Below are 26,086 nucleotides of genomic sequence, written 5' to 3'. Positions count from 1 at the left end.
TTAATCCATAATAAAATGTTAGTCATATAAATTGTATCCTAAATGAGGCAATACTAGTTGCGAGTTATCGAAATCATTATGAAATTGATTACTAAAAGATTTCCGATGTGCTCAAGATTATAAAGTGTTTTTTAATTTTTCTATTTCTAGACCTGCTAGGTTTTAGTAATTATCGACATTAATGACCACACGTACAGGTCTAAAATCTTTTACTGCATTAAAGCTATTATCTATTCTTGTAATCGCTTCTTTTGTTTTTGATAAAGATTGTTTTTGTGGAATTTTCACCAAGATATTTTTATGATATAAATTTCTAATTCTTGATACTGGAGGAAATTCTGGCCCTAAAACATTAGCTTTAAATAATTGTTTTAATGATTTTGCGTACCAATCTGCTGCTAAATTCACGCGATTATAATCTTTATGCTTGAAGGTGATTTTAATCAACCTATAAATGGGTGGATATTTAAAATTATAACGTTCATTCATTTGCTCAGCGTACATGTCTTTATAAGCATTTGTAGACACTTGTTGCAAAATATTATGATGCGGATTGTACGTTTGAATCAGTACTTTTCCACGCAAATCTGTTCGGCCTGCTCTACCAGATACCTGAGCCATTAATTGATAACTGCGCTCATGTGCTCTAAAATCTGGGAAGTTAAGTAAGTTGTCAGCATTCATGATGCCAACTAATTTTACAAATCTAAAATCGAGACCTTTGGTTAACATTTGTGTCCCAACTAAAATATCAACTTCACGCTGCTCAAAGCTATTTATGATTTTTTCAAAACCATATTTACCTCGTGTAGTATCTAAATCCATACGTGCCACTTTCTTATCAGGAAATAACACTTTTACTTCTTCTTCTATTTGCTCTGTTCCAAAACCTTTAGTATCTAAGGTTGAGTTTCCACAACCCTGACAACTTTTTAACATGACTGAGTTATACCCACAATAATGACAACGTAGTTGATCTCTGTACTGATGATAGGTTAAACTCACATCACAATTAGGACATTGCGGAGAAGTTCCGCAAGTGGTACACTCTATAATTGGAGAAAATCCACGTCTATTTTGAAACAATATAATTTGAAACCCTTCTTCTAGCGTTTCAGTCATTTCTTGGATCATCCTATCACTAAAATGCCCTTTCATGCGTTTACGCTTGTACTTATCGGCTAAATCTACCAGCTCGATATCTGGCATTAACACATTGTTATAACGTGTGTTTAATTCTACTAAACCATATTTTCCTTGGCTCGCATTAAAATAGCTTTCTAAACTTGGAGTGGCAGATCCTAAGAGTGTTTTAGCTTTGAATATATTTGCTAATACGATTGCAGCATCTCTAGCATGATAACGTGGCGCAGGATCGAATTGTTTGTAAGATGACTCATGCTCTTCATCTACAATGATGAGTCCTAAATTAGTAAACGGCAACAATAACGAAGAACGGGCACCAATAACAACTTGGGCTTTTTCAGAATTAGTTAACATATTTTGCCACACCTCTACCCTTTCATTTCCTGAATATCTAGAATGAAAAACAGCCACCTTATCTCCAAAATAATCTTGAAGTCGGCTTACCAATTGTGTCGTTAAGGCAATTTCTGGTAGCAAATACAAAACTTGTTTTCCTATATCTACTTGCTTTTGAATAAGCTGAACATAAATTTCAGTTTTACCCGAAGACGTCACTCCATGTAATAAAGCAACGGATTTTTCTTTGAAGATGGCTTCCACTTCATTATAAGCGTTTTGTTGTGCTTCACTTAAACGTTTAGCATCCGAATCTCCTTCGCCATCAAACTGAACACGATCGACTTGAATGTGATATTCTTCTAAAATCGCTTTATCAATTAATGTTTTTATAATCCCAGAAGAGGCTCCACTCCGTTCCGTTAATTCTGAAACTTTAATAGGCCGTTTAAGCGATGCTTCCATTGTAAATAATGTTAACACAACTTCGCGCTGCTTTGGCGCTCTACTTAGTTCTTCTAGTAACGCTTGTAGTTTTTCTTGAGATTTATGATTGTGATGTAACTTTACATAACGCACTAATTTTGGAGTGTATTTTTCGTAAAGTTCTTCCTGTAGATTTAAAACTCCTTTTTTCACCAAGTTATTGATAATAGGCAATACTCGTTTTTTATCTAGAATTGAAACAACCTCACTTATTTTTAATGAAGATTGATGCTGTAAGGCTTCAACAATCAAGAATTCCTCATCTTTTAATTCAGACTCTTCAATGGCAACTTTTTCATTTCTAGAAATAATCGTTTCACTTTCTAATAAGAATGCATTTGGCATTGCTGCTCGCATTACTTCACCCAAACTACACATGTAATAACTAGAAATCCATTCCCAATGTTTTAATTGATTTTCCGTAATTACGGATGTATCATCTAAAATCTGATGAATGGTTTTGGCATCGTAGGCCGTTGGAGGATTTTGATGAATACTATAGACCAAAGCGGTATACACTTTACTCTTACCAAATGGCACAGCCACACGCATTCCTGGTGACAAAAACTCAGATTCTGCCTCAGTAACATGATATGTGAATGCTTTTTGGAGCGGAATTGGTAATATGACGTCTATAAAATGCAACATTATTTCACGCGTTTCCAATATTGAGTTCTGTAGAAAAAGGCCAAATAACCTCTTACCTGAAGGGTATCTGAATCATCTTCAAGCTTAAGACGGCATCTATAAGTGGTGCCATTTTCAGGATTTAGTATGGTGCCACCATCATAAACCTTACCATTTTTAGTTAAACCTTCTATAAAAACTAACCCAACAATTGGTTGATCCTTGTGAGCACCACTACAGTCATTGCAAGTTCTAAATTCTACATCTGGGTTAGTTACAGCTATGATTTTACCATATATTTTACCGTCTTCTTCATAAATTTCAACTATAGATTTTGCATCACCTGTATTGTCATCTATGGTTTTCCATTGTCCTAAAATGTCCTGAGCTGGCAAATTAAAAAACACCGTGAACAAAATAAAAAATGCTATAGTGTTGTTGATCATTGTTTGTTTTTTTAGAGATTTATTTCTCAAATGTAATGGGTTTAATTTAAAAAACCATCTCGATTAGAGATGGTTTTTGAAAACTTAAAAATTCAGTCATTGCATTAGATTCTAAAATGGTTACCTTTTATGCCATTCTAAAAAACAAGTTAACGATCAATTTTTAACAGTTTACGAAGCGAAGCTGTATCTTTCTTTTTTTCGACTTTAACAGCATTACTTCTAGTAGTAGTCCTTGACTTTTTTTCAATTTCGTTTGAAGACTTGTTGCTTTCGGCAGCTCTTCTTCGCGTTGCTCGTTTATTATCTTTTATTAATTCTATTTGTTCTATTTGTTCAACTTTAGGACTGTTAAAAACTGTACCTCCTCCTTTTCTATCTGCAAGTGCACGAAACCTAGCGACTTCTACATCATAATCCCCCATGTATATCTTGTCGTACAATTCTACGGCAGCACTATACTTTTCTTGCTCTTCATAAACCCAAGCTAATAATAACAACTCGTGTCTAGTTGATTTTACGTTTTCTCTAAACGGATTAATTTCTAAACTTTTATTGACATCTGCCTCAGCTGCTTTAATGTTCCCTAAATTAAACTGCAATTGCCCACGCATGTAATAAGCCATTTTAGTTGGTGTTAAAGCCACCATTTGATTGTACTTCTCTAAATCGGTTTCTTTAGCGTTTTCTCTGGCAATTAGCTTTTTACTTGTTCTTTGGTAATCGAGATGCTTAAAATACACATCGCAACTGTAAATTAATTCATATTGCATGGCTACCAATAAACCTTTCCGAGCTAGCTGACCTTTCTGAAATTTTAAATTGACATCTGATTCCACAATTTCCGCATCAATTTGTGCCGCATACTTAGGTAGTGTCTCCCGTAAACATGCTTTAAATGCATTTTCGGTTAGTGTTCGCTTTAGACTTTCTTCTTCTAAACAAGCACATACATCCGCTCTAAAACCATTTTTATAAGTTTGTGCTTTTACAGCATAAAACCCTAAGAAAGCGACAAAAAACAATATAGTTGATTTCATATAATTTATTTTAAAATATCTTGTTTTAATTATCATCTTCTTCGTCTTCTTCTGTACCAGTGAAATAAGCCTTTACAGCAGTCATACAAAACTTAAGTGCGTTTTTTGTTCTATTTAAATTAAACGTTGCCTTTGCTTGTCTCATAAAAGGAGCATCGCTAATATCTTCTGCTATATCTGGAATCTCTTGCCAAAGGCTATCAGCATCTCGTTGTGCACGTTCCATTAATTCATCTTCAATTTCTACTGGAACATCTACTCCTACTTTAACTAAACTATCGTAAACAAAAACCTTGTGATACAATTCAAAAGAGTGTTTTACAAAATTATCTACACTAGTAATCTTAGAATGTCGTTTGGGCTTTTTTATTCGCTTTTCTTGAGACCAACTTTGGATGGGCACTAAAAAGAGAATTAACATTCCTATAAAAATATAACGCGGTAATGGGAAGACTGCTTTCATAAAAGTTGGTTTTATTTGAAAATTAAATATTGAAAAATCTAATTAATTATAATTAATGGTTCCGTTCATAGTTAAAATAGTTCCAGAGTCTACATTAATCACTGTAGTGTTATCAAACACAATGCGCTTTGCCGATTTATCTACACTAAAACCTGTACCACAATCTGTATTGTCTGCCGAACTTGTTGGTGGAGTAGAACACACATAGCTAAACTCTTCCCCATTTTTAAGAATCGTCATTGAAATAGCTTTTTGTACGTCTGCATTGTTGCCTACACTGAACTCAGCAGCAACAATAACAAAGGCATTTAAAAAATTCACTAGATTAGGTTCTCCGTTTACAAAAGTGGTGTCTTCATCCGAAAGCACCACCGAGCTAGATGTACCAGTTGTATTCAACGCATCAGCATCAACATTTCCAACAATTAAAGCGTCACCAATAGAAGACGTGTCTTGTCCTGATAATTGAATGGTTCCTAATACGGCATTGCTTCCGCTACTATCATCATTACTGGAACAGCTCACTATTAACAAAGCAATTAAAGCTATTTTTAGAGTGTTGAATTTTGTTTTCATAAGTCTTTTTAGTTTTTTGATTCACATATTCTGTACAACATTTAAAGAACCTTATAATATTCAGATAAAACTATAACGAACCTATTATCGTTGGCTTTGAATGTATTAACGTAGAATCTGTAGCTGGTTTTTGACAATAAATCACTATTTTTAACCAGCTATTAACCAATTCTTTCAATGAAAAAACCCCTAATTATTATCTTTTTAATACTTTCTACATTTTGTTTTTCACAGAATAAAATGCTCGATTCCTTAGAAAATGTAATACTTAACTACAAAAAGCAAGACACCAATTATGTCAACTTAAGAATTAAGTACACCGCTAGAAAAATGTTCTTAACTCCTGCTGATACCACATGGACTTCTTATGTTACAAAAACTTTAAACCTTTCGAAACAACTTGAATATCCAAAAGGCATCGCCATTTCTTATAATAATTTAGGGATTATAAATCATTACTTTTTGTCTGACCCCTTGGAAGGCTTAAACTACTACCAAAAGAGTTATGCTATTTTTGAAAAAGAGCAGAAATTTAAACGCTATGAAGTTGGCGTACTTACCAATATCGGACTCATAAACTATGAGCAACAAGACTACGACAAAGCCTTAAAAAGTTTTAAAACCCTATTGGTTAATCCAGAAAACAAAAGTAAATTCAGCACTGAGTTTTACATTGGTAATATTTATGGAGACCAAAAGCAGTTAGACTCTTCTATTTACTATTATAAAAAAGCACTCTTAGGTGCAGAACAAAACAAAAACACAATATTTATTGCAAATATTAAAACCAATTTAAGCATAGTACAAGCTAATGCTGGTTTATTAGAAGACGCCTTAACGAGTACTAACGAAAGTTTAGATTTAATAGAAAAACATAATATTGAAGGATTACGTGTTACCGCTTATACCAATGCGGCCGAAGTCTATCTACAAAACAATGATATTGAGAAAGCAGAACATTATGCCACCAACAGCTTAAAACTAAATGAAGGCCTGAATAGTTTATCAACAGAGAACAGTGCTTTAGAAACTTTAGCAAATGTGTATGCGCAAAAAGGAGATTATAAAAACGCATTACTCACCTATCAAAAACATATTGTATTAAGAGATAGTTTGATTAATACTGATCGTAAACTTGAAATTTCTCGAAAAGAAATTCAATATGAAGCCGACAAACATAGAGCGATTTCTGAAGTCGAAATTGAACGTCAAAAATCCATTAAAAACGCCTCACTTATTGGTGGTTCTGGATTAGTTTTAGCCTCATTAATTGGATTTGTATTATACAGAAGAAAACAAGATGCCGTTTCAAAATCTAAAGAAGCTGAATTTAACGCCAAGGTTTCGGATACCGAATTAAAAGCATTGCGTTCTCAAATGAATCCACATTTTATCTTTAATTCTTTGAATTCAATAGGTGATTATATTCTAAAAAACGATACACAATCGGCAAGTGATTACCTGAGTAAATTTGCTAAGTTGATGCGTCTCACTTTAGAAAATTCAGAAAAAAAGGAAATCCTTCTTAGTGATGATATTTCATTGCTTAGAACTTATATGGATATTGAACGTAAACGTTTTAATCATAAATTTGAATATACTATTGATGTTTCGACTGAACTCGATGCCGAGAATATTTTGGTACCTCCAATGATTCTTCAACCGTTTATAGAAAACAGTATTATTCATGGTCTATCACAAAAAGACAATCTTGGTTTGGTAAAAATTTCATTTAAATCTGTAAATAACATGCTAATTTGTAGTGTTGACGATAACGGTATTGGTCGAAAAAATGTTACCTCCTCAGAAAACAAAACATCAATGGGAATGGCAATAACTAAAAGTAGAATTGAAATTATTAATAAATTAAAAAACACCAACGGTACAGTAGAAATTATAGACAAAACCGAAGGCACAAGAATAGACGTTTCACTACCAATGCAATTCGCTTTTTAATATGATTAAAACTATAATTATAGATGATGAACAGCACTGTTCTGATCGTATTTTAGGTCTAATTAAGCAACATCCAAACACCTTTAATGTGCTTGCTGTTATAGATACGGTAGACGAAGCATTAAAAGTTGTGCCACAATTACAACCCGATTTGGTGTTTCTCGATATTAAAATTCATGATAAAACTGGTTTCGACTTTTTACAAGACATTGGCCCTATTAATTTTAAAGTGATATTCACCACTGCCTTTGATAATTTCGCCATTAAGGCTTTTAAGTTTAGTGCATTTGACTACTTACTAAAACCCATAGATTCCGATGATTTTAATGATGCTCTAATGCGTTTAAAAGCAGATTTGAATAATCAGAATATGGAGCAGCAACTTCAAAATTTATTTAAAAACCTAAAACCAGACCAAAAGAGAGTAATTACCATTCCGTCTTTAACAGGATTTGAAACTTTAAAAGTTGAAGATATTATTCATTTAGAAGCGGATACGAATTACACTCATATTTTCACAAAAGATGGCAAATGGATGGTTTCAAAACCTATAAAATTCTACGAGGATTTATTAGCTGACAATGCATTCTTTAAAACCCATAAATCACATTTAATAAATATTGATCACGTTAAAAAATACTATAAAGGCAAACAGAGTTATGTACTTATGTCTAATGATGCTCAAGTTCCAATTTCAGTGAGACGCAAAGATGAATTTTTGAAACATTTTATTTAATTAATTCCTCAATATCTTTTTGTTTAATTTCTTTTCTAGCTCTTGGATTCTTTCTTAAAAACTGAAGTGACGCGTTGAGCTCATAACCTAGGAGTAAAATATTAGAATTTAACCATAGGTAAAGCAACAAAATCAATAACGCTCCAATAGAACCATACAGCTCATTGTATTGCGAAAAGTTTTCAATATAAATACCGAACAAAAAAGACGTTAACATTATAAGCAATGTGGTAAGTAATGCCCCAACGGAAAAGAACTTGGATGCTTTCCCTTCTTTAGTCCCAAAATAATACAACGTTGCTGTAGCTAAATACGTCATTATAACGAAGAATAAATACTTTGCAAAAATAATCCAACCTAATCCTTGATCATCTTCTGAAAACGCATGACCACTAAAACCTTCATACAAAGGTTGAATAATATAAATCTGAAAATACCCAAATACAGCTACAGTAAGTAGTAGAAGAAAAACAAGAATTAAAGCCACACCAAGAGCAAACATATATTGCTTAAAAACATTTCGATATAGCTGTTTGTGATACGAGGTTTCAAAACCCGAAAACACAGCATTAACACCATTCGCCATTAAAAACATTGACAACAAAAACACGGTAGAAATCAAGCCCCCACTGGTATTGCTACTCATATCTTTAAAAATACTGTCTATTAAAAATTCTGAAGTTTGAGGCGGTAAAATTGAATTTAAAAAATCTAAGAAATCAGCTCTAAAACCAACTATAGGGATATACGGAATCACAATAATTACAAAAAGCAAAAACGGAAAAATAGCGGTAAAGAAACTAAACGCAATGGCACTTGCTCTTGTAGTTAGAGCACCATTTACAATTCCCATGATATAAAGCTCCAACAAATCGTACACAGACAAACCCTCAAATCCTGGTAACTTAATTTGCTTAAAAAAACGCACAACTAAGTTTACAACCGGAATCTTATTTAATTTATCTTCTATTGGTTTTGTCATTTTATGGCTTTTAACTTTTGGCAGTTAGCCATTAGCTTTAATTTATAGCTGTATTTCTACTTACTCTTTCTAAACAGCTTTTAAGCTTAAATCTTTATTGTGAACAGAATGCGTCAACGCACCAGAAGAAATATAATCGACTCCACATTCTGCATATTTTCTAAGTGTGTTTTCGTTAATACCTCCAGAAGACTCTGTTAAGCATTGGTCTCCAATAAGTTTTACAGCCTTTCTGGTATCTTCATAATTAAAATTATCGATAAGGATTCGGTAAACACCTCCACAATTTAAAATTTCTTTAATTTCTTCTAGATTTCTAGCTTCAACAATAATTTTTAAATCTCTATTAGTATCTTTTAAATACTGTTTCGTTAAATTAATAGCTTTTGAAACTCCACCTGCAAAATCGATGTGATTATCTTTTAGCATTATCATATCATACAAGGCAAATCTATGATTCTCTCCTCCTCCAATTTTTACAGCCCATTTTTCAAGCGCCCTAATACCTGGAGTTGTTTTACGTGTGTCCAAAATTTTAGTCCCAGTACCTTCTAATAAATCTACAAATTCTCTCGTTTTAGTCGCAATCGCACTCATACGTTGCATTGCATTTAAAACTAAACGTTCTGCTTTAAGAATGGATTGCGAAGCACCTTCAACATAAAACACAATATCTCCATGCTTAACTTTTTGTCCATCTTCGATTAAAGTTTCCACTTTCATATTGGGATCCACATAGGCAAACACTAATTTTGCAAATTCTACACCGGCAATAACACCTTTATCTTTGACCAATAATTTTGCTTTTCCTTGAGCCGAAGCCGGAATACACGCCAACGAACTATGGTCACCGTCACCTACATCTTCTCGGATGGCATTAGAAATTATTAATTCTATTTCTTTATCGAATTGTGCTTTTGAAATCATCTGTATACATATTTGTTGTAAAAATAGGAATTGAAATTTGAAATTTTGAATAAATCTATCGTCAGTTCGAGTGAATTAATAAGTAAAACGAATAAATTTGTAGCGAGAAGCATCTAAAATAGACTTCTCGTTATAATTCCGGATAACAACCGGAATCACTCGAAGAGACAAAAACATGAATATAAAACTCATAGCCATCGGTAAAACTGACAATAAAAACTTAATTGCATTAATTGCAGATTATTCTAAACGGCTTGGTTTTTATATTAAGTTTGATTTTGAAGTAATTCCGGATTTAAAAAAGGTAAAAAACTTATCAGAAGCCCAGCAAAAAGAAAAAGAAGGAGAACTCATATTAGCTAAAACACAAACTTCCGATGTACTTGTTCTACTTGACGAAAATGGTAAACAACTAGATTCCGTTGCTTTTTCTGATTATTTACAGAAACACATGAATTCTGGTATTAAAACTTTAATCTTCGTAATTGGTGGACCTTATGGTTTTTCGGATGCCGTTTATGCTAGAGCCAATGGAAAGTTAGGTTTGTCTAAAATGACATTTTCACATCAAATGGTGCGCTTGTTCTTTATTGAACAATTGTACAGAGGGTTTACAATTCTTAGAAATGAACCTTATCATCATCGCTAAAAACTATAAACCCTCTGGTATTAAACGTCGAAACGTTTCTTCAATTAGTGTGTTTTATAAACTTCTTTTCGCTTTTTAAGTTGTCTTGTTAAATCGCTAATCGTTTCATTCATTGCCATTTCGTAATTCTTCTCATTAGACGTTGCAAAAATACGAGGGCCAGGTAAGCTTAATTCTATATTACAAATTTTACCTGCATCATGATCTTTTTCGTCGTGCTTAAAGTATACTTGAGCCGAAATAAGAAATTCGAATTTATTAGCTAACTTTTCTAATTTTTCCTCTGTTAATTCTGAAAGTGAATCACTTACATCAATGTTTACATATTGAAAATTTACCGTCATAATCTATCTTGTTTTAATGAATTATTCTTTTCACTAAGATACAAGATTTAGTCAATTCTTTGACTGATAATTATCATAATTAATTGATAAAGTTTAACAGTAATTCAATAAAAAACTGATTTCTAAAACGGTGTGCGTTTACTGTTTTTTGTTAAACTTATAGCCAATAGCCAATTTTGCTTTAGTAAGATTTAAGAGATAGTTATTACCATAATCTAAATCCGTACTATACAGACTATTATTATAGCTTAAACTCACATAATACTGTTTTAAGTTATAGCTTAAACCAATTAGAAAATCTAATTTATACAGCATTGGATTTCCAGGTTTATAACTCCCATCTTGTAAGGTTACTTTTTTATCTACCAAACCTATGCCTGGCATTACATTAACAGTTGCTGTAATATTTTCTGGAAGTTGAAAGTAAGAAATGACTCCTGCTAAAACACCAAAAGACAAACCTTGGTATCTTTTAATATCGCCCTGATCATTAAAATAAGGACTTGTGGTTTCTGATAATATACTAGGCTTTGCAGAGAAATAATCAAAACTCCCAAAAACACCAACACCTCCTGTTATAAAGATATTATCATGATTTTTATTCGACAAACCAGCCTTTAATTGTGAATACGAAAACTCTATATCGTCTAAAGTATACATATAATTGAGCCCAACACTTACAGACTTAATGTCGTCTCTAAATACCGTAGGCTCATCAAAATTATTCTTAGCATTAAAACCTCTATAAACTTGGGTGAAAATTTTTACATAATTTTTATCCTTCAGAATAGTTGTGGCTTGTAAATCGAACCTAGATGTTTTCTCTTTATTTGGATTTTTAATATTAACAGCAATATCTAGAATAATTTTTTTAGTGGCAAAACCGAGTCCTAAGCCATATCGGTTATTTGGTACAAACTTAGCTTTAGAATCACTATCTGAAAGACTAAATTTATTAACCTTAAAGTTGGAAAATATACGAAGCGAATAATTTTCAATGTCTCTATCAACAAGCAAAGAATCCAAATCATCTAAATCTTGAGCATTAAGACAAAAGCTACCGAAACAAAAAATGAATAGTAAAAAAGGTTTCAGCATTGCCGTGAGATTAAAATGTTTTTTTGATAAATGATACTAAAATAGATTGCTACTTTTACAAAAGCAAAATTAAACTAAATAAAACCATAATATGCAACTTGTTTTCGCTACTAATAACTTAAATAAACTTAAAGAAGTCCAATCTATGTTACCAGAACATATTAAACTTTTAAGTTTAAAAGATATTGCCTGTGATGAAGACATACCAGAAACTCAACCTACCATCGAAGGTAATGCGATACAAAAAGCAGAATACTTAAAAAAGCATTACGGTTACGATTGTTTTGCAGATGACACAGGTTTAGAGGTCGACGCTTTAAACGGTGAACCAGGAGTGTTTTCTGCACGTTATGCTGGCACTCAGCGCAATCCCGATGATAACACTAATAAATTGCTCACAGAACTTAAAGACAAACCCAACCGAAATGCGCAGTTTAAAACGGTAATAGCTCTGCATCTCAACGGAAAACTTCACTCATTTACAGGCATTTGCAAAGGGACAATTACAACCGAAAAATATGGCGAAGGCGGTTTTGGTTACGATCCCGTTTTTAAAGCTAATGGTTGTGATAAAACATTTGCTGAAATTACTTTAGAGGAAAAAAACAAGATTGGACATAGAGGTTTAGCGGTGAAGAAGCTCGTAGAATTTTTAAAATAGGTATTCTGTTCACTTAATTATTTCAAAAAAACTAACTTCGTCTATTCAAACTGCATTCGATTTTATAATCTGATATTAGTTCTTTCTGCAAACTAACATCATGCTGGTCAATTTTAAAAACTAAATGGAGATATAATGTTTAGACATCAAGGAAAAAGTAGAACTTTAATACACAATCTTCAGATTGCTACTATTTTATCTTTTGTTGCCGGCATTGTTAATGTAACAGGGTTTTTAGCATTTAAACAACTAACAACGAATGTAACAGGTCATTTTGCACTATTTATTGATGACGTTGCTAATTTTGAATTTTGGAAAGGCACTATATATTTCCTTTATTTTTTTTCATTCTTATTTGGGTCATTTACATCTAGTTTTTTAATTGAAAAGTATAAAGAAAACAAACGTCTCAATGTCTTTGCTCTCCCAACGATAATAGAATGCGTTATTTTAGCAACCATCGGAATCTTAAGTAATTTTGTAGAATTAGAGTACCCAGATTTAATTATTTGCACATTACTTTTTGCAATGGGGCTTCAAAATTCTTTTGTCACCAAAATTTCGAATGCCGTAGTAAGGACAACGCACCTTACCGGTCTTTTTACCGATCTAGGAATTGATATTTCCCATTTGTTCTTTGCAAAGTATAGCGCACATAAAGGGAAACTAAAATCAAATATTAAACTGCGTATTTATATCATTTTATTCTTTTTTGCAGGAGGATTGGTCGGAGGATTTATTTATTCCAAAATAAATTTAAAATTGAACACTTTAATTTTTGGAGCTATCATTTTATTAATTAGCCTATTCTACGATGATTTTAGATACAAACTCATAAAAACGAAAAGAAAATACCATCAAAAAAGAAATGGTCTTTGACCAAAAGAAATAGCATAACTTTTGATGAATTAAAGAAGATTCAAATCTTAAAAGCGTGATTTAAAATAGTAACAAATGTGCTTTACACTACTGATATTGGCATATAATACTAATAAACATAAGATAGATTGATTATCCAATTAATTGTTGTACCTTTGCACCTTGCAAAAAAAATCCACGTTAGGATATTGTAAATTCCTCAGAGTGAGGATGTGTTACCTAGAAGTTTAAGTGTTTAGTATGTCGATTCGCTTCTCTTGTAACACCAACAGAACATAATCGAATACATATACTCAAGAATGAGCACATTTCAAGAACTCGGTCTTAATGAAGACCTTTTACGCGCTATTACTGATTTAGGTTTTGAAAAACCAAGTGAAGTACAAGCAAAAGCAATCCCAATTTTATTAGAAGAAGACAAAGACTTAGTGGCTTTGGCACAAACTGGTACTGGGAAAACAGCAGCATTCGGATTTCCGATGTTGCAAAAAATAGATATTGATAGCAGAACTACACAAGGTCTTATCTTATCTCCTACACGTGAACTTTGTTTACAAATCACCAACGAACTTAAACTTTACGGTAAATACTGCAAGGGTTTAAATGTCGTTGCCATTTATGGTGGATCGAGTATTTCGGACCAAGCAAGAGAAGTAAAACGTGGAGCACAAATTATTGTGGCAACTCCTGGACGTATGAAAGATATGATTAGCCGTAGAATGGTTGACATTTCTAAAATACAATACAGCGTTTTAGATGAAGCTGATGAGATGCTAAACATGGGCTTTAAAGAAGATATTACTGATATCCTTTCTCATACACCAGAAGAAAAAAACACATGGTTATTCTCTGCAACAATGCCAAAAGAAGTGGCAACTATTGCAAAGAAATTCATGAATAACCCTACAGAAATAACAGTAGGAAATAAAAATGAAAGTACAAGCAATGTAACGCACGAATACTATTTAGTAAACGCAAGAGATCGTTACCAAGCTTTAAAACGTTTAGCAGATGCTAATCCAGATATTTTTTCTGTAATTTTCTGTAGAACAAAACGTGATACACAAAAAGTTGCCGAAAACTTAATTGAAGATGGTTATTCTGCAGGAGCATTACATGGAGATTTAAGTCAGAACCAACGTGATTTGGTAATGAAATCTTTCAGAAATCAACAAATACAAATGTTAGTTGCTACAGATGTTGCAGCTCGTGGTATTGATGTTGATGACATTACACACGTTATCAATTACCAATTACCTGATGAACCTGAAATTTATACACACAGATCTGGTAGAACAGGACGTGCTGGTAAAACAGGAATCTCAATGGTTATTGTTTCTAAAAGTGAAGTTAGAAAGATAAAAGGCATTGAACGTATCATTAAGAAACAGTTTGAAAAGAAAGAAGTTCCTTCAGGTGGTGATATTGTTGAAGTACAGTTAATGTCTTTAGCAAATAAAATCCATACAACTGAAACGAATCACGAAATTGATAAACATATTGATAGTATCAATGAGCTATTTGCAGATACTAACAAAGAGGATTTAATTAAAAAATTCTTCTCTGTAGAATTCAATCGTTTCTTTAATTATTATCAAAAATCGAAAGATTTAGGAAGTATTCAAGTAAGAGATTCTGATAGAGATGGTGGACGCGATTACAGCAAGCAATCTAACGATTCTCGTTATTTCATAAACGTAGGTAGCAAAGATGGTTTTGATTGGATGAAATTGAAAGATTTCTTAAAGGAACAATTAGAATTAGGACGTGACGATGTATTTAAAGTCGATGTAAAAGAAAGTTTTTCATTCTTTAATACTGAAAAAGGGCTACAAGAAAAAGTAATTGCTTTTTTCACAGATTTCAAGCACGACGGACGTTTTGTAAACGTAGAAGTGAGTGAAGACAAAGGTGGAAGAAGTCGTGGTGGCGGAAGAAGTCGCGGTGGAAATGATAGAAGTTCTGGAGGAGGAAGTCGCAGACGCGATGATAAACCAAGAGGAGAAAGACGTTCTGGAGGTAGACGCTCTGAAGGTGGAGGATCTGGAAACAGAAGTGACAGACGCACTAGTGATAGAAGCGACAGAGGCGATCGAAAATTCAACGACTCTAGAGGAGACAGACGTTCTTCAGAATCTAGTACGTCCGGATCAGAAAGACCAAGACGTTCTAGACGAAGAGATTAATCTACTGAAAACGTAGTTGATTTAGAAAATATAAAATTCCAAAACTTGAAGCCTAACCTTCAGGTTTTGGTTTTTTTTTTGACAAAGCCGAACACCCCCTTATTGCCTATAAAAGTTAATATTAAGTCAAATATAAAAGAGCAATATGGTAAATCCGTTTTCTTTATTACCTTTACCTCGTAACACATGTGCATGCGATATCTAATTATACTTCTATTATGTTTAACTACAGTTAACAGCTTTAGCCAAGACAGTACTGCGACCAAAACACCCACAAAAGTTAAAGGAACTTTAGTTAGCTCCTCTACAAGTTTACCTTTAGCTGAAGCTAATATTGTAAATATCAATCAAGTTGTAGGAACTGCAACAGACGATGATGGTGTATTTGAAATAAGAGCGAAGGTTAACGACACCTTACATTTATCGTATCTAGGTTATAAATCGATTAAAGTTAGAGTAACTAATGACTGGTTAAAATTTGGTAATACCGAAATTGAGATGACCGAATTAGCTTTGGCTTTAGAAGAAGTAACCGTAAAACAACTAGAGTTAACAGGATATCTCGAGGTCGATATGAACCAGGTTCCTGTGACATCTAATAATCGTTATCGTATTTCTGGCTTACCTGGACAAGGTTATGAAGCCGGAAAACCCAACTTGGCATCGCGGGTACTTGGTGCTATTTTTAATCCTGCAGATTTCTTATACAACATGTTTGGCAGAAAGCCCAACGAAATGCATAAGCTTAAGAAAATGAAGGAAGATGACGAAATTAGAAGTCAATTATCTAAACGTTTTGATAGAGAAATGTTGTTGGTTCTTTTGCAAGTCACTAAATACGATTTAGACGAAATAGTGAACCAGTGTAATTACTCTAAAGACTTTATTAACACAGCTAACGATCTTCAAATTTTAGATGCTATAAGCGTTTGTTATGAAGAATATAAAGTCATCAAAAACAGTAAAGAAAGAAAAAATCGTAAAAAGAATTAATTCGAATTACTAAGCGTCAGAATGTAACGCTATTTTATTGCCTTCTGTATCTATAAAAACTCCCATAAAACCATTGTTCTCAGAAATCTTGGTTTTTTCTAAACCTATTTTTCCGCCAGCAGCTTCTACTCTATCGAGTTCTAACTGAACATCTTTAGACATAAAGTAAATTAATGTGCCTGCTTTGCTAGGCACATAAGAACTTTGTTTTATGAGTGTTCCTATTGATCCATAAGCACCATCATTATTAGGAAACTAACCCATTTTTAATCCATCTAATTCTACGTTTTTAATTTCAACTTTAAAAACAGCTTCGTAAAACGCTTTAGCACGATCCATATCGTTAACGGGAATTTCAAACCAACCTACCATACTTTATGTTTTAGACACCTAAATTTACAAATTTATAGTTGATAACGTTCTACAATAGCGTCATAATCCTTGAGTGTTTTCTTAATCCAATCAAAACGTTTTTCAATAATTTCTTCTTCACTCAACTGCCATTGAATTGTTGATTTTCTCAATTGTGCCGTTACATGCTGAAGAATAATGGCTGCAGACACTGATATGTTTAAACTTTCAGTAAAACCAACCATCGGAATTTTTAAGAAACAATCGGCTTCATCTAATACTTGTTGCGATAACCCTTGGGATTCTCTTCCAAAGAAGAAACACGACTTTTTAGTGATATCGAAATCAATTAACTCACAGTCATCAATATGTGGCGTTGTTGCCACAATTTGATATCCTTTAGCTTTAATATCACTAATACAATCTGTTATAGAGTGATACCGATTTAAGTCCACCCACTTTTGAGCTCCCATTGCAATTTCTCTATCGATACTTTTAGAGTTCACTTCTTCTACAATACTTAATTCTTGAATTCCGAATACATCACAAGAACGCATCACAGCACTCGTGTTGTGCAACTGATAGACATCTTCTGTGGCCACCGTAAAATGTTTTGTGCGTTTGGGTAGAACGCTATTAAAACGCTCAATACGGTTTTCGGTGAGGAATGTTTCTAAATAGGCCAGTAATTTTAAATCCGATTTCATAAACTCAAAAATATAAAATATAGTTTCATAATAAAGAAGTATACTCTGACAATCTATTTAAATACATAAAAATATTATTTTTAGTCTATGAAAAAACACATCGTCGTATTAACAGGAGCTGGCATGAGTGCCGAAAGTGGCATAAAAACATTTAGAGATGCTGATGGCCTTTGGGAAGGGCACGACGTTATGGAGGTCGCCACACCAGAAGGCTTTAAGCGCAATCCAGAATTGGTTTTAAATTTTTATAATCAAAGACGACAACAGCTAAATGAGGTTGAACCTAACCAAGCACACAAAGATCTAGTAGCTCTTGAAACCGATTATGAAGTCACTATAATCACTCAAAATGTAGATGATTTACACGAACGTGCAGGTAGTAGCAACATTATACATTTACATGGAGAATTACGAAAAATACGAAGTACCAAAAATGAGAACGACATTACAGTATGGACCGAAGACCTTCATTTAGGAGATCATTGTGAAAGCGGTTATCAACTCCGCCCCCATATTGTATGGTTTGGGGAAGCCGTTCCTATGATTGAAAACGCCATGGAAGTTTGCCAACAAGCCGATATTCTTGTAATCATCGGAACAAGTATGCAAGTTTATCCTGCTGCAGGATTAATGGATTATGCTCCAATTGAAACACCAATTTATTATATTGACCCCAAACCAGCAATTAGCAGTGGAGGAAAAATAACGGTTATTCCATCGTCTGCAACAGTTGGCACAAAAGAGCTATTAAGGATTTTATCCTAAAAAAAGAAAAGCCATTAATTCAAATTAATTCATGGCTTTTAACCTAACTCAACCATTATTATTCTTTAATATAAATTAAGGTTACATCTTCTGTAACATCATAATAATCTGTACCATTATACAATTCCATTTGAAAGAAATTTGGAATAAAAACGGTCAAAGTGTTTCCTGTGATGGTTCCAAAAACATCATTACCTTGTAGCTGTATGGTAACGGTATTTCCCGATTGAGACCAATTCGTTTCTACATCGAAACCTGTGAGACATTCAAAATCATAAGAATAATCTGTTGCACTGATCACATTAGGAGAAATAAAAGTTAAGGCACTTACGACTCTGGCTTCGCCTTCACTTTCAAAGCTTACAAAATCACCATCATAGCAAGGTGTTTCTTCAAATAAATCTCTCGTAGCCGTACCATCGGTGTTAAAATCAAAAGCAGTTTCAACACTTAGTGACGTTAGTAACCACGTTCCTTCAGGACCTAAATCGGAGTCCGAATTATCATCATCTGATGAGCAAGCCATAAAGCATAAAACACAAACAAAGACGACGACATTTTTAAGTTTTGTTCTCATAATAGTAATTTAATTTTTAGATTATACTATTGTATCGTGAAACTGATTAAATGTCATCAAAAAACAAGATGAATTATAAAAAAACTTAACGACATATCCACTTACATATTATGAAAATTTAAAAATCAATCGTATCTTTACGATAAGAGATATGAAAAGAACTTTAGAAACTATAGAATACAAGGAGAATACCGAAGCATTAGCTAAATTTGCTAAGGCTTTAGCTCATCCAACACGTATAGCCATATTGAAACATTTAGAAAGTCAATCGTGTTGTTTTACAGGTGACTTAGTAGATGTATTTCCTTTGGCGCAATCTACAGTTTCACAACATTTAAAAGAATTAAAAAACGCTGGTTTAATTCAAGGCGAATTAAAATCACCTAAAATAAAATACTGTATTAATCAGGAAAATTGGAACATTGCAAAATCACTATTTCAAAATTTTTTCGATTGATATTTTTTTAAAAAATCAAATCGCTTATTGGCGATAAACAAATTCTAATGTTATGAGTAAAGTAATTAAAATATTAGGTACTGGCTGTCCAAAATGTAAATCAATGACTAGTGTTGTTAAAGACGTCGTTTCAGAAAACAGCATTGATGCCACGATTGAAAAAGTTGAGGATATTATGGAAATTATGAAATTCAATGTCATGACGACTCCTGCTTTAGTCATCGATGATGTTATTACAATAAAAGGCCGTGTCCCTTCAAAAGCTGAAGTATTGGCGCTTTTAAATTAAAATGAACGGTTATGAATTATCACATCAAAGCGTCCTCTCTTCCAAATGAGGATGCCATTATTCATATAAAAGAATCTGACATAGATTTTGGAACGACATCAAAAAAAGCTGATGTTTTACCCAATCCGGCAGAACTATTCTTAGGATCATTTGCGGCTTGCATGCTTAAAAATGTGGAACGTTTTTCAGCGATGATGAAGTTCAACTATTCAAAAACGGCACTTAATGTTAGTGCTACACGTCTTGAAAATCCTCCAAGAATGGAAAACATTAGCTATGATTTAACCATTTACACCAACGACGAAAAGTTGAATGTCGGTTTACTAAAAAAGAACATTGAAAAGTTCGGAACCATTTATAATACCATAAAATTATCGTGTTCTATTTCAGGCACTATTAAAACACAAAACGATGTTTGATTGGTTACAACATTTTGCAGATTGGCTAATTTATTCCGTATTCGGAATTGGTGCAGAATCCCATTTGGGAGTTGCCCTCAACTTCTTTGTTTACGATACACTAAAAATTCTGATTCTACTTTTCGTTATCGTTTTCATCATGGGCATTGTGAATACGTATTTTCCTGTTGAACGCCTAAAAGATTATCTGAACAGAAAAAAGCTTTACGGTTTAGAATACTTTTTTTCTTCTGTGTTTGGCGCCATAACACCTTTTTGTTCCTGCTCTTCTGTACCACTTTTTATTGGTTTTGTACAAGGAGGAATTCCTTTAGGGGTCACCTTTTCCTTTTTAATCACCTCACCATTAGTCAATGAGGTTGCTGTAGCCATGTTTATTGGCATGTTTGGATTAAAAGCAACATTAATTTACATCGTTTCAGGTATTTTATTAGGAACCATTGGAGGTTGGCTGCTGGGTAAATTTAATCTTGAACCTTTACTTTCAGATTGGGTAAAACAGATTCTTCACAACAAAATGCAGCAAGCCGAATTTCTAGAAGAGAAAAGAACGTTCTACCAACGCTTACCTGAAATCACAAACGGAGCTTGGGATATTGTAAAAGGTGTACTCGTTTATGTCATTATAGGAATTGCCATTGGTGCAGCGATGCATGGTTATGTTCCAGAAAACTTTTTTAATGCGTATTTAGGAGGTGGAGAATGGTGGACGGTTCCACTTGCTGTACTCGTTGCTGTCCCCATGTATGCCAACGCTGCAGGTATTGTGCCTGTTATCCAAGTTTTTGTAGCTAAAGGAGTGCCGTTAGGTACAGCCATAGCCTTTATGATGGCCACAGTAGGCTTGTCTATTCCAGAAGCAACCTTGCTAAAAAAAGTAATGTCATTAAAATTAATTGCCATCTTTTTTGGTGTGGTGACGCTGTGTATTATGCTTTCAGGCTTTGTATTCAACATATTACTATAAACTATAAATAACAAAATCACTAAAATTGAAAAAAGTCATGCGTATCGTATCTGGTGTTGTTTTTATTATCACAGGTTTATATTATGTGGCTATTTTTACTGGGGCACTAGCATAATTTACGATAAGAATATAAGGCCTTAGTCACAATCCCTTTTTCTATCTCCTTTTAATTAATCGATGTATTTATTTATTGTAGTTAATCGAAAAAAAATGAATTGATGTCTAAAGTTTGAACTAAATATGTTTATTATTGTCTCTCAAGCTACTAACCAATGAAACACTTTTTTCTTACATCATTCTTACTATTTTGCTTTTTAGATTTATTTAGTCAAAACGTGACTTTTGAAGATCCAAATTTCAAAAATTACTTACTAAGCTCTATCTGTGCTGATCTAAACAACGATGGATATCCAGAATCTGTTGTAGACATTAATAATGATGGAGAAATACAAATTTCTGAAGCTGAAGCTGTTTTTATGCTAGAAATAAATGAAAACTGCTTAGCAACATCAGCAGAAGGGATAGCGGCTTTTACTAATTTAAACGAAATTTTGTTAGAAAACACAAATTTAACTACTATAGACTTAAGCTTTATTTCTCAAATCAGTGAATTAGAAATTTCAAGCAATCCCAACCTGACGTCTATTAGTTTAGGACAACTTACATCTGTTACTAGACATATAACCTTTGATTTAAATCCTAACCTTGAATCCATAGATTTATCTAATTTAATAACTGTTGGTGGTCGCTTCGTTTATCGATATAACGCAACGACATCTAATACAACTATAAACTTAGACTTAAGCAGCCTAACTAGCATTGGTAGTAATTTATTTATTACAGACAATGACTCGGTACTACCTATGACTATTGATTTATCTAATCTAGTTACGGTTAATCAATCTATGATTATTAATGATAATAATATCTTAGATATCGATTTAAGTAACTTAACTTATATCCATGGCTTTAGGTTTAGAGGAAATGACACCGTAACTGATCTAAATCTAAGTAACGTTGTTTCGAATGAAATGTACATTACTTCATCTGATGAAATAAGTATTTATAGTACTAGCTTAGAAACCATAAATTTTTCAAGTTTAGAGTATTCTGTAGAAAGAATTCTAATTTATAATCCTGGTAATATTATGGATGTTAATCTAAGTAGTTTCAATAATTTAAGTGATGGTATGAATCTTAATTATGATTCTCCAATAATAAGCCTCCCTAGCTTCCAAAATGGTAGTGTATCAATTTCTGGAGATGTACAACAAATTGAATTAGAATCTTTAGAAACTGGAGGTGTATCTGTTTATACAACAAATGATGATTTAAATTCAATAAACCTAAACAGCTTAACAGATGGAGGCGTCTACCTTAACAATAATCAGCTTACAGAATTAAATCTGCCAAATTTAGTTACTGCGAGCAACTTAGATGTTAATTATAATTCATTAACTAGTATTAATGTCCCTCTATTAGAAACTATAGAAAACTTCAATTTAGTAGAAAACCAATTAGATAATTTTGAATTATCTAATGTAACGGTCTCAGGCACTTTAAACTTAAGTGGAAACCCATTAACAAATTTGAATCTTCATAATAATACCATTGATAGGCTATCCATTAGTAATACTGGATTCTCAATATTAGATCTGAGTAGCTCAGCTGTAAGCCGTTTTAGCATCACTAATAATTTAAATCTTCTTTATATAAACATTAAGAATGGACATATCATGGAACCTTCTATTTATTCAAATGCAATTACTTTAGTCAATGTTCCAAATCTAACCTACATGTGCGCTGATGCTGATGAAATAGATTTTGTAACTAACTTAATACCTCAAAGCTGTAATATAAATACATATTGCTCTTTTGTACCAGGAGGTGAGTTTTTCGTTGTAGAAGGCGAAAATAAATTCGATTCTAATTCTGATGGCTGCGATGCCACTGACCCAATATATCCTAATTTAATGTATTCAATTTCAGATGGTACCGTTGAAGGGATTAGCATTTCAAACATTAACGGAAGTTATAGCATTCCACTAGAAGTGGGAAATTATACTATAACACCAAATCTTCTTAATGATGATTACTTCTCAATTAGTCCAGAAAATATCTCAGTAAATTTTCCCGACGAAAGCAGTCCTTACACTCAGGATTTTTGTATTACTCCTAATGGCATTAAGAATGATTTACAGGTTTATATCATTCCATTATCAGCAGCTCGCCCAGGATTTGATTCAACTTATAAAATTATTTACAAAAATGTTGGAAACACAACTTTATCTGGAAATGTAACATTAACATTTGATGATGACTTAATGGATTTTGTAACTTCAATGCCAGCAATAACGACTAATCTTAGTAGTGTCCTAACATGGGAATACACCAATCTAGAGCCTTTTGAAAACAGCTCAATTTTGGTAACAATGAATCTAAATACACCAACACATCCAACTTTTCCTTTAAATAATTCAGATTATATTTCATTTCAAGCCATAGCAAACCCAATTGCAGATGATGAAACCGCTGTTAATAATATAATGTCATTAAAACAGTTAGTAGTTAACTCGTTTGACCCCAATGATATTACTTGTTTAGAAGGCCCTCAAATTATAGAAAGTGAAGTTGGTAGAGATGTACACTATAAAATTAGATTTGAAAATACAGGCTCTGCATCTGCAATAAACATTGTAGTAAAAACTATAATTGATGAAACTAAATTTGATATAACCAGTTTGGCACCTCTAGATAGCAGCCATAGTTACATCACCAAAATAGCAAATAGTAATGAAGTTGAGTTTATTTTTGAAAACATTGAACTTCCATTTGATGATGAAAACAACGATGGTTATGTTGTATTCAAAATTAAAACATTACCGACCTTAGCTTTAGGCGATACATTTGAAAGTAAAGCTGATATATTCTTTGATTATAATTTTCCAATAATTACCAATACTTATTCGACAGAAATTGTAAGCGAAAGATTAAATATTGATGACGTTAACAGAAATGATATTCAAATTTACCCAAATCCGGTTAAGGATATTTTGAGAATAAAAGGGACCTCTTCAATACAATCTATTTCCATGTACACTTTGTCTGGTCAATTACTATTAGAACAAAGAGAAAACACAAATGAGCTCGATTTAAGTCCACTTAAAGATGGTATTTATATTTTAAATCTAAAAACGCATTTCGGAGAAATAAATAAGCAGATTATAAAATAATAGCGTTAGTTTATTTATTCTTAGCCTCAATCCATTTACTCATATACTTAGAGCTCTGCATAGATTGGTGCATAAATAATTGCCCTATAAAGTTGTTTTCACGATGTGCATTTAGATTGGTAGACAGTTCTATTATTTTAGATGTAAATGCGTTTTCAAAATCAGTTTTATTAAAGCGTCGATTTAAAACCCCAAATCCATTTTGCTGCTTCTCTTGCCAAAGTTCTGCATTAGTATAAAGTGCTACGGCTTTCTCAACGAAAGTTTCAGGTTTATCTGCTATAAACCCATTCTCACTAAAATCACCAAACATACCCTCTGCTGCAATGTTCGTCATAACACAAGGAGTTCCGTTTTGCATCGCATCTACAAGTTTCCCTTTAAGTCCCGCTCCAAAACGCAGAGAAGCAAAACAGGCCTTAGCATTTTGCATAACCTCATTGACATCTTCTGCAAAACCTTTTATTAAAAACCCTTCTTTACTGTTATTGAGCTGTGTTACTTTTTGCGATTCATAAGAACCATAAATATGAAGTTCTGCTTTTGGTAATTGTTTCCTTACTAATGGCCAAATCGTTTGCTTTAAATACAACACGGCATCATAATTTGGAGCATGAAGAAAATTACCAATCGTTACAAAATGTTGTCTTTCTTCAAAAGTTGGTAATTGTTTTATGTCAATTTCAGAAATAGGATCTAATAGAAATGGTAAATAGTAGAGTAAGTTTTTATCAATTTTAAACTGGTTGGTTAAAATATCAATTTCAGCTTCTGAGATTATTAAGCTCAGATCACAACGATATATACTTGCTATTTCGCGTTTGGTAGTATCATTTTGCAAATGAGAGACACTAACGGTTTCATTTTGCTTTAGAGCCACTTCCCTAGCCTTTCGTAAACCATGAAAATCTTCAGTATCTAAAACACGAATTGCATTAGGACATTGCTCCGCAACTCTCCAACCATATTGCTCTTCGGACATAAAACGATCAAACAACACAACATCAGGACTCAAGTCTTTTACAAATGCATCAAAAGACGAATCGTTTAAAAGAATCGGTTTGGTTTTAACATTTATAGTGTTTAAGTCGAAGGTATTGTCAGACGTTTTAGCTGCAGAAGAAAACGTGACTTCAAATCCTTGGTTTTGAAATTGCAATAACAACTGAAGAATGCGCGTTCCTGCGGCAGAACTTTTAGGTTCTGGCCAAACAAAACCGATAACTAACAATTTTTTCGTCATGTATTAATTCTAAAATTCCAATTAGAATTGTTTTGGAATTTGGATTTATTTACTGAGGTTCTTTTAGAAATACATATTTTAAACGGACTGTATTAGCCCAAGCAACAACAGATTCAATTTGTTCTGCCGATAATTTAGCTTCACCATGCGTCCAAGTATAGCTATCTAACGGCATTTCTTTATCCTCAACCATTTCGATTAATTCATCGAGTTTATGGTCTTTTTTCTTATCGGAATAATCACTCCATTTAGACATGTCGAAATGTTTTTTTCCATCTTTTACATGATCTGCCAACCAATAATTTACAGGAGTAATGTTATTGTACCAAGGATAGCGTGTACTATCGCTATGACAATCTAAACAGGCATTTTTCAGAATCATTTTAACATCTTCTGGTGGATTGGTATCCGTAAAAAAAACATCTACAGAAGTCATATCTCCATCATTTTTATCCGGTCCGAAAAATTGAGCAACGACAAATACTATTAAAAGTAACAAGCCTATTTTTTTTATAATCTTCATAATTGATTAATTTTAAAGTTCTAA

At 32.9% G+C, this 26,086-nt stretch carries 28 protein-coding genes; 13 read left to right on the top strand and 15 right to left on the bottom strand.

Annotated features, from left to right (window positions below; all coding sequences use genetic code 11):
- Positions 1–162 precede the first annotated feature (162 nt).
- From priA to BLT80_RS07555, 5 genes are all read right to left on the bottom strand, one after another.
- On the bottom strand, positions 163–2,616 hold the full coding sequence (priA, locus tag BLT80_RS07575) for a replication restart helicase PriA (protein WP_092467018.1): 2,454 nt from the start codon (positions 2,614–2,616) through the stop codon (positions 163–165).
- Positions 2,616–3,041, bottom strand: coding sequence for a DUF2147 domain-containing protein (locus tag BLT80_RS07570; RefSeq protein WP_092467017.1), 426 nt, complete (start codon positions 3,039–3,041; stop codon positions 2,616–2,618). The genes priA and BLT80_RS07570 overlap by 1 nt, the downstream gene beginning before the upstream one ends.
- Positions 3,042–3,190: 149 nt before the next feature.
- A complete protein-coding gene (locus BLT80_RS07565; RefSeq protein ID WP_175455565.1) occupies positions 3,191–4,081 on the bottom strand; it encodes a tetratricopeptide repeat protein in 891 nt (296 codons plus the stop codon).
- A gap of 25 nt (positions 4,082–4,106) precedes the next feature.
- A complete protein-coding gene (locus tag BLT80_RS07560) occupies positions 4,107–4,544 on the bottom strand; it encodes a hypothetical protein (RefSeq protein ID WP_092467015.1) in 438 nt (145 codons plus the stop codon).
- Between the two features lie 42 nt (positions 4,545–4,586).
- Entirely contained in the window at positions 4,587–5,120 is a 534-nt protein-coding gene (locus BLT80_RS07555) for a hypothetical protein (RefSeq protein WP_092467014.1), read from the bottom strand.
- A 177-nt stretch (positions 5,121–5,297) separates the two neighbouring features.
- Between BLT80_RS07555 and BLT80_RS07550 the strand changes: the two genes are divergently transcribed.
- Both BLT80_RS07550 and BLT80_RS07545 read left to right on the top strand, forming a co-directional pair.
- Positions 5,298–7,076: a tetratricopeptide repeat-containing sensor histidine kinase gene (locus BLT80_RS07550; RefSeq protein ID WP_092467013.1), complete on the top strand. Its 1,779-nt coding sequence runs from the start codon at positions 5,298–5,300 to the stop codon at positions 7,074–7,076.
- 1 nt (position 7,077) lies between these two features.
- Entirely contained in the window at positions 7,078–7,812 is a 735-nt protein-coding gene (locus BLT80_RS07545) for a LytR/AlgR family response regulator transcription factor (protein ID WP_092467012.1), read from the top strand.
- Here the strand turns inward: BLT80_RS07545 and BLT80_RS07540 are convergent.
- Both BLT80_RS07540 and nadC read right to left on the bottom strand, forming a co-directional pair.
- Positions 7,805–8,794, bottom strand: coding sequence for a YihY/virulence factor BrkB family protein (locus BLT80_RS07540; protein ID WP_092467011.1), 990 nt, complete (start codon positions 8,792–8,794; stop codon positions 7,805–7,807). The genes BLT80_RS07545 and BLT80_RS07540 overlap by 8 nt on opposite strands.
- 69 nt (positions 8,795–8,863) lie before the next feature.
- Positions 8,864–9,721, bottom strand: a complete 858-nt coding sequence (nadC, locus tag BLT80_RS07535; protein ID WP_092467010.1) for a carboxylating nicotinate-nucleotide diphosphorylase — start codon at positions 9,719–9,721, stop codon at positions 8,864–8,866.
- Positions 9,722–9,896: 175 nt separating this feature from the next.
- Between nadC and rlmH the strand changes: the two genes are divergently transcribed.
- On the top strand, positions 9,897–10,370 hold the full coding sequence (gene rlmH / locus BLT80_RS07530) for a 23S rRNA (pseudouridine(1915)-N(3))-methyltransferase RlmH (protein ID WP_092467009.1): 474 nt from the start codon (positions 9,897–9,899) through the stop codon (positions 10,368–10,370).
- A 44-nt stretch (positions 10,371–10,414) separates the two neighbouring features.
- On the opposite strand, the gene hpf is transcribed toward rlmH, so the two are convergent.
- Together hpf and BLT80_RS07520 are read right to left on the bottom strand one after the other, a co-directional pair.
- Complete coding sequence (gene hpf, locus BLT80_RS07525; RefSeq protein ID WP_092467008.1) at positions 10,415–10,714, bottom strand: ribosome hibernation-promoting factor, HPF/YfiA family; 300 nt, start codon at positions 10,712–10,714, stop codon at positions 10,415–10,417.
- A 138-nt stretch (positions 10,715–10,852) separates the two neighbouring features.
- Positions 10,853–11,812, bottom strand: a complete 960-nt coding sequence (locus tag BLT80_RS07520) for a DUF4421 family protein (RefSeq protein WP_092467007.1) — start codon at positions 11,810–11,812, stop codon at positions 10,853–10,855.
- A gap of 91 nt (positions 11,813–11,903) precedes the next feature.
- On the opposite strand from BLT80_RS07520, the gene BLT80_RS07515 reads away from it, so the two are divergent.
- The 4 genes from BLT80_RS07515 to BLT80_RS07500 all read left to right on the top strand — a co-directional run bounded on the left by BLT80_RS07515 (position 11,904) and on the right by BLT80_RS07500 (position 16,531).
- Positions 11,904–12,473 carry a non-canonical purine NTP diphosphatase gene (locus tag BLT80_RS07515; RefSeq protein WP_092467006.1) on the top strand — a complete coding sequence of 190 codons (570 nt, stop codon included), beginning with the start codon at positions 11,904–11,906 and terminating at the stop codon, positions 12,471–12,473.
- Between the two features lie 135 nt (positions 12,474–12,608).
- A complete protein-coding gene (locus tag BLT80_RS07510) occupies positions 12,609–13,352 on the top strand; it encodes a YoaK family protein (RefSeq protein ID WP_092467005.1) in 744 nt (247 codons plus the stop codon).
- Between the two features lie 299 nt (positions 13,353–13,651).
- A complete protein-coding gene (locus BLT80_RS07505) occupies positions 13,652–15,538 on the top strand; it encodes a DEAD/DEAH box helicase (protein ID WP_092467004.1) in 1,887 nt (628 codons plus the stop codon).
- A 186-nt stretch (positions 15,539–15,724) separates the two neighbouring features.
- Positions 15,725–16,531, top strand: coding sequence for a carboxypeptidase-like regulatory domain-containing protein (locus BLT80_RS07500; protein WP_092467003.1), 807 nt, complete (start codon positions 15,725–15,727; stop codon positions 16,529–16,531).
- Between the two features lie 9 nt (positions 16,532–16,540).
- Here BLT80_RS07500 and BLT80_RS20430 read toward each other — a convergent pair whose 3' ends face one another.
- Genes BLT80_RS20430 through BLT80_RS07490 form a run of 3 tightly spaced genes read right to left on the bottom strand, consistent with a single transcriptional unit; the run spans position 16,541 to position 17,589 of the window.
- Positions 16,541–16,726, bottom strand: a complete 186-nt coding sequence (locus tag BLT80_RS20430) for a VOC family protein (RefSeq protein ID WP_317041766.1) — start codon at positions 16,724–16,726, stop codon at positions 16,541–16,543.
- A 60-nt stretch (positions 16,727–16,786) separates the two neighbouring features.
- A complete protein-coding gene (locus tag BLT80_RS20465; protein ID WP_394331386.1) occupies positions 16,787–16,903 on the bottom strand; it encodes a VOC family protein in 117 nt (38 codons plus the stop codon).
- 32 nt (positions 16,904–16,935) lie between these two features.
- Entirely contained in the window at positions 16,936–17,589 is a 654-nt protein-coding gene (locus BLT80_RS07490) for a TrmH family RNA methyltransferase (RefSeq protein WP_092467002.1), read from the bottom strand.
- Positions 17,590–17,676: 87 nt separating this feature from the next.
- On the opposite strand from BLT80_RS07490, the gene BLT80_RS07485 reads away from it, so the two are divergent.
- Positions 17,677–18,354: an SIR2 family NAD-dependent protein deacylase gene (locus BLT80_RS07485; protein WP_092467001.1), complete on the top strand. Its 678-nt coding sequence runs from the start codon at positions 17,677–17,679 to the stop codon at positions 18,352–18,354.
- A gap of 58 nt (positions 18,355–18,412) precedes the next feature.
- On the opposite strand, the gene BLT80_RS07480 is transcribed toward BLT80_RS07485, so the two are convergent.
- Positions 18,413–18,931: a hypothetical protein gene (locus BLT80_RS07480; RefSeq protein WP_139181032.1), complete on the bottom strand. Its 519-nt coding sequence runs from the start codon at positions 18,929–18,931 to the stop codon at positions 18,413–18,415.
- A 151-nt stretch (positions 18,932–19,082) separates the two neighbouring features.
- Between BLT80_RS07480 and BLT80_RS07475 the strand changes: the two genes are divergently transcribed.
- The 5 genes from BLT80_RS07475 (at position 19,083) to BLT80_RS07455 (ending at position 24,296) form a co-directional block, all read left to right on the top strand.
- Positions 19,083–19,388, top strand: coding sequence for an ArsR/SmtB family transcription factor (locus BLT80_RS07475; protein WP_092466999.1), 306 nt, complete (start codon positions 19,083–19,085; stop codon positions 19,386–19,388).
- Positions 19,389–19,440: 52 nt separating this feature from the next.
- Entirely contained in the window at positions 19,441–19,677 is a 237-nt protein-coding gene (locus BLT80_RS07470; protein WP_092466998.1) for a thioredoxin family protein, read from the top strand.
- An 11-nt stretch (positions 19,678–19,688) separates the two neighbouring features.
- Entirely contained in the window at positions 19,689–20,096 is a 408-nt protein-coding gene (locus BLT80_RS07465) for an OsmC family protein (protein ID WP_092466997.1), read from the top strand.
- Positions 20,089–21,063 (top strand): permease, encoded by a 975-nt coding sequence (locus BLT80_RS07460; RefSeq protein ID WP_092466996.1) that lies wholly within the window; start codon positions 20,089–20,091, stop codon positions 21,061–21,063. The genes BLT80_RS07465 and BLT80_RS07460 overlap by 8 nt, the downstream gene beginning before the upstream one ends.
- 272 nt (positions 21,064–21,335) lie before the next feature.
- Positions 21,336–24,296 (top strand): T9SS type A sorting domain-containing protein, encoded by a 2,961-nt coding sequence (locus tag BLT80_RS07455; protein ID WP_092466995.1) that lies wholly within the window; start codon positions 21,336–21,338, stop codon positions 24,294–24,296.
- 10 nt (positions 24,297–24,306) lie between these two features.
- On the opposite strand, the gene BLT80_RS07450 is transcribed toward BLT80_RS07455, so the two are convergent.
- Together BLT80_RS07450 and BLT80_RS07445 are read right to left on the bottom strand one after the other, a co-directional pair.
- Positions 24,307–25,539: a glycosyltransferase gene (locus BLT80_RS07450; protein ID WP_092466994.1), complete on the bottom strand. Its 1,233-nt coding sequence runs from the start codon at positions 25,537–25,539 to the stop codon at positions 24,307–24,309.
- Positions 25,540–25,588: 49 nt separating this feature from the next.
- A complete protein-coding gene (locus tag BLT80_RS07445) occupies positions 25,589–26,062 on the bottom strand; it encodes a heme-binding domain-containing protein (RefSeq protein ID WP_092466993.1) in 474 nt (157 codons plus the stop codon).
- Positions 26,063–26,086: the final 24 nt, after the last annotated feature.

The organism is Winogradskyella thalassocola, from assembly GCF_900099995.1.
GTDB lineage: Bacteria > Bacteroidota > Bacteroidia > Flavobacteriales > Flavobacteriaceae > Winogradskyella > Winogradskyella thalassocola.
The sequence above is the reverse complement of the archived record's forward strand: the minus strand, read 5'-3'. Positions and strand labels throughout refer to the sequence as shown.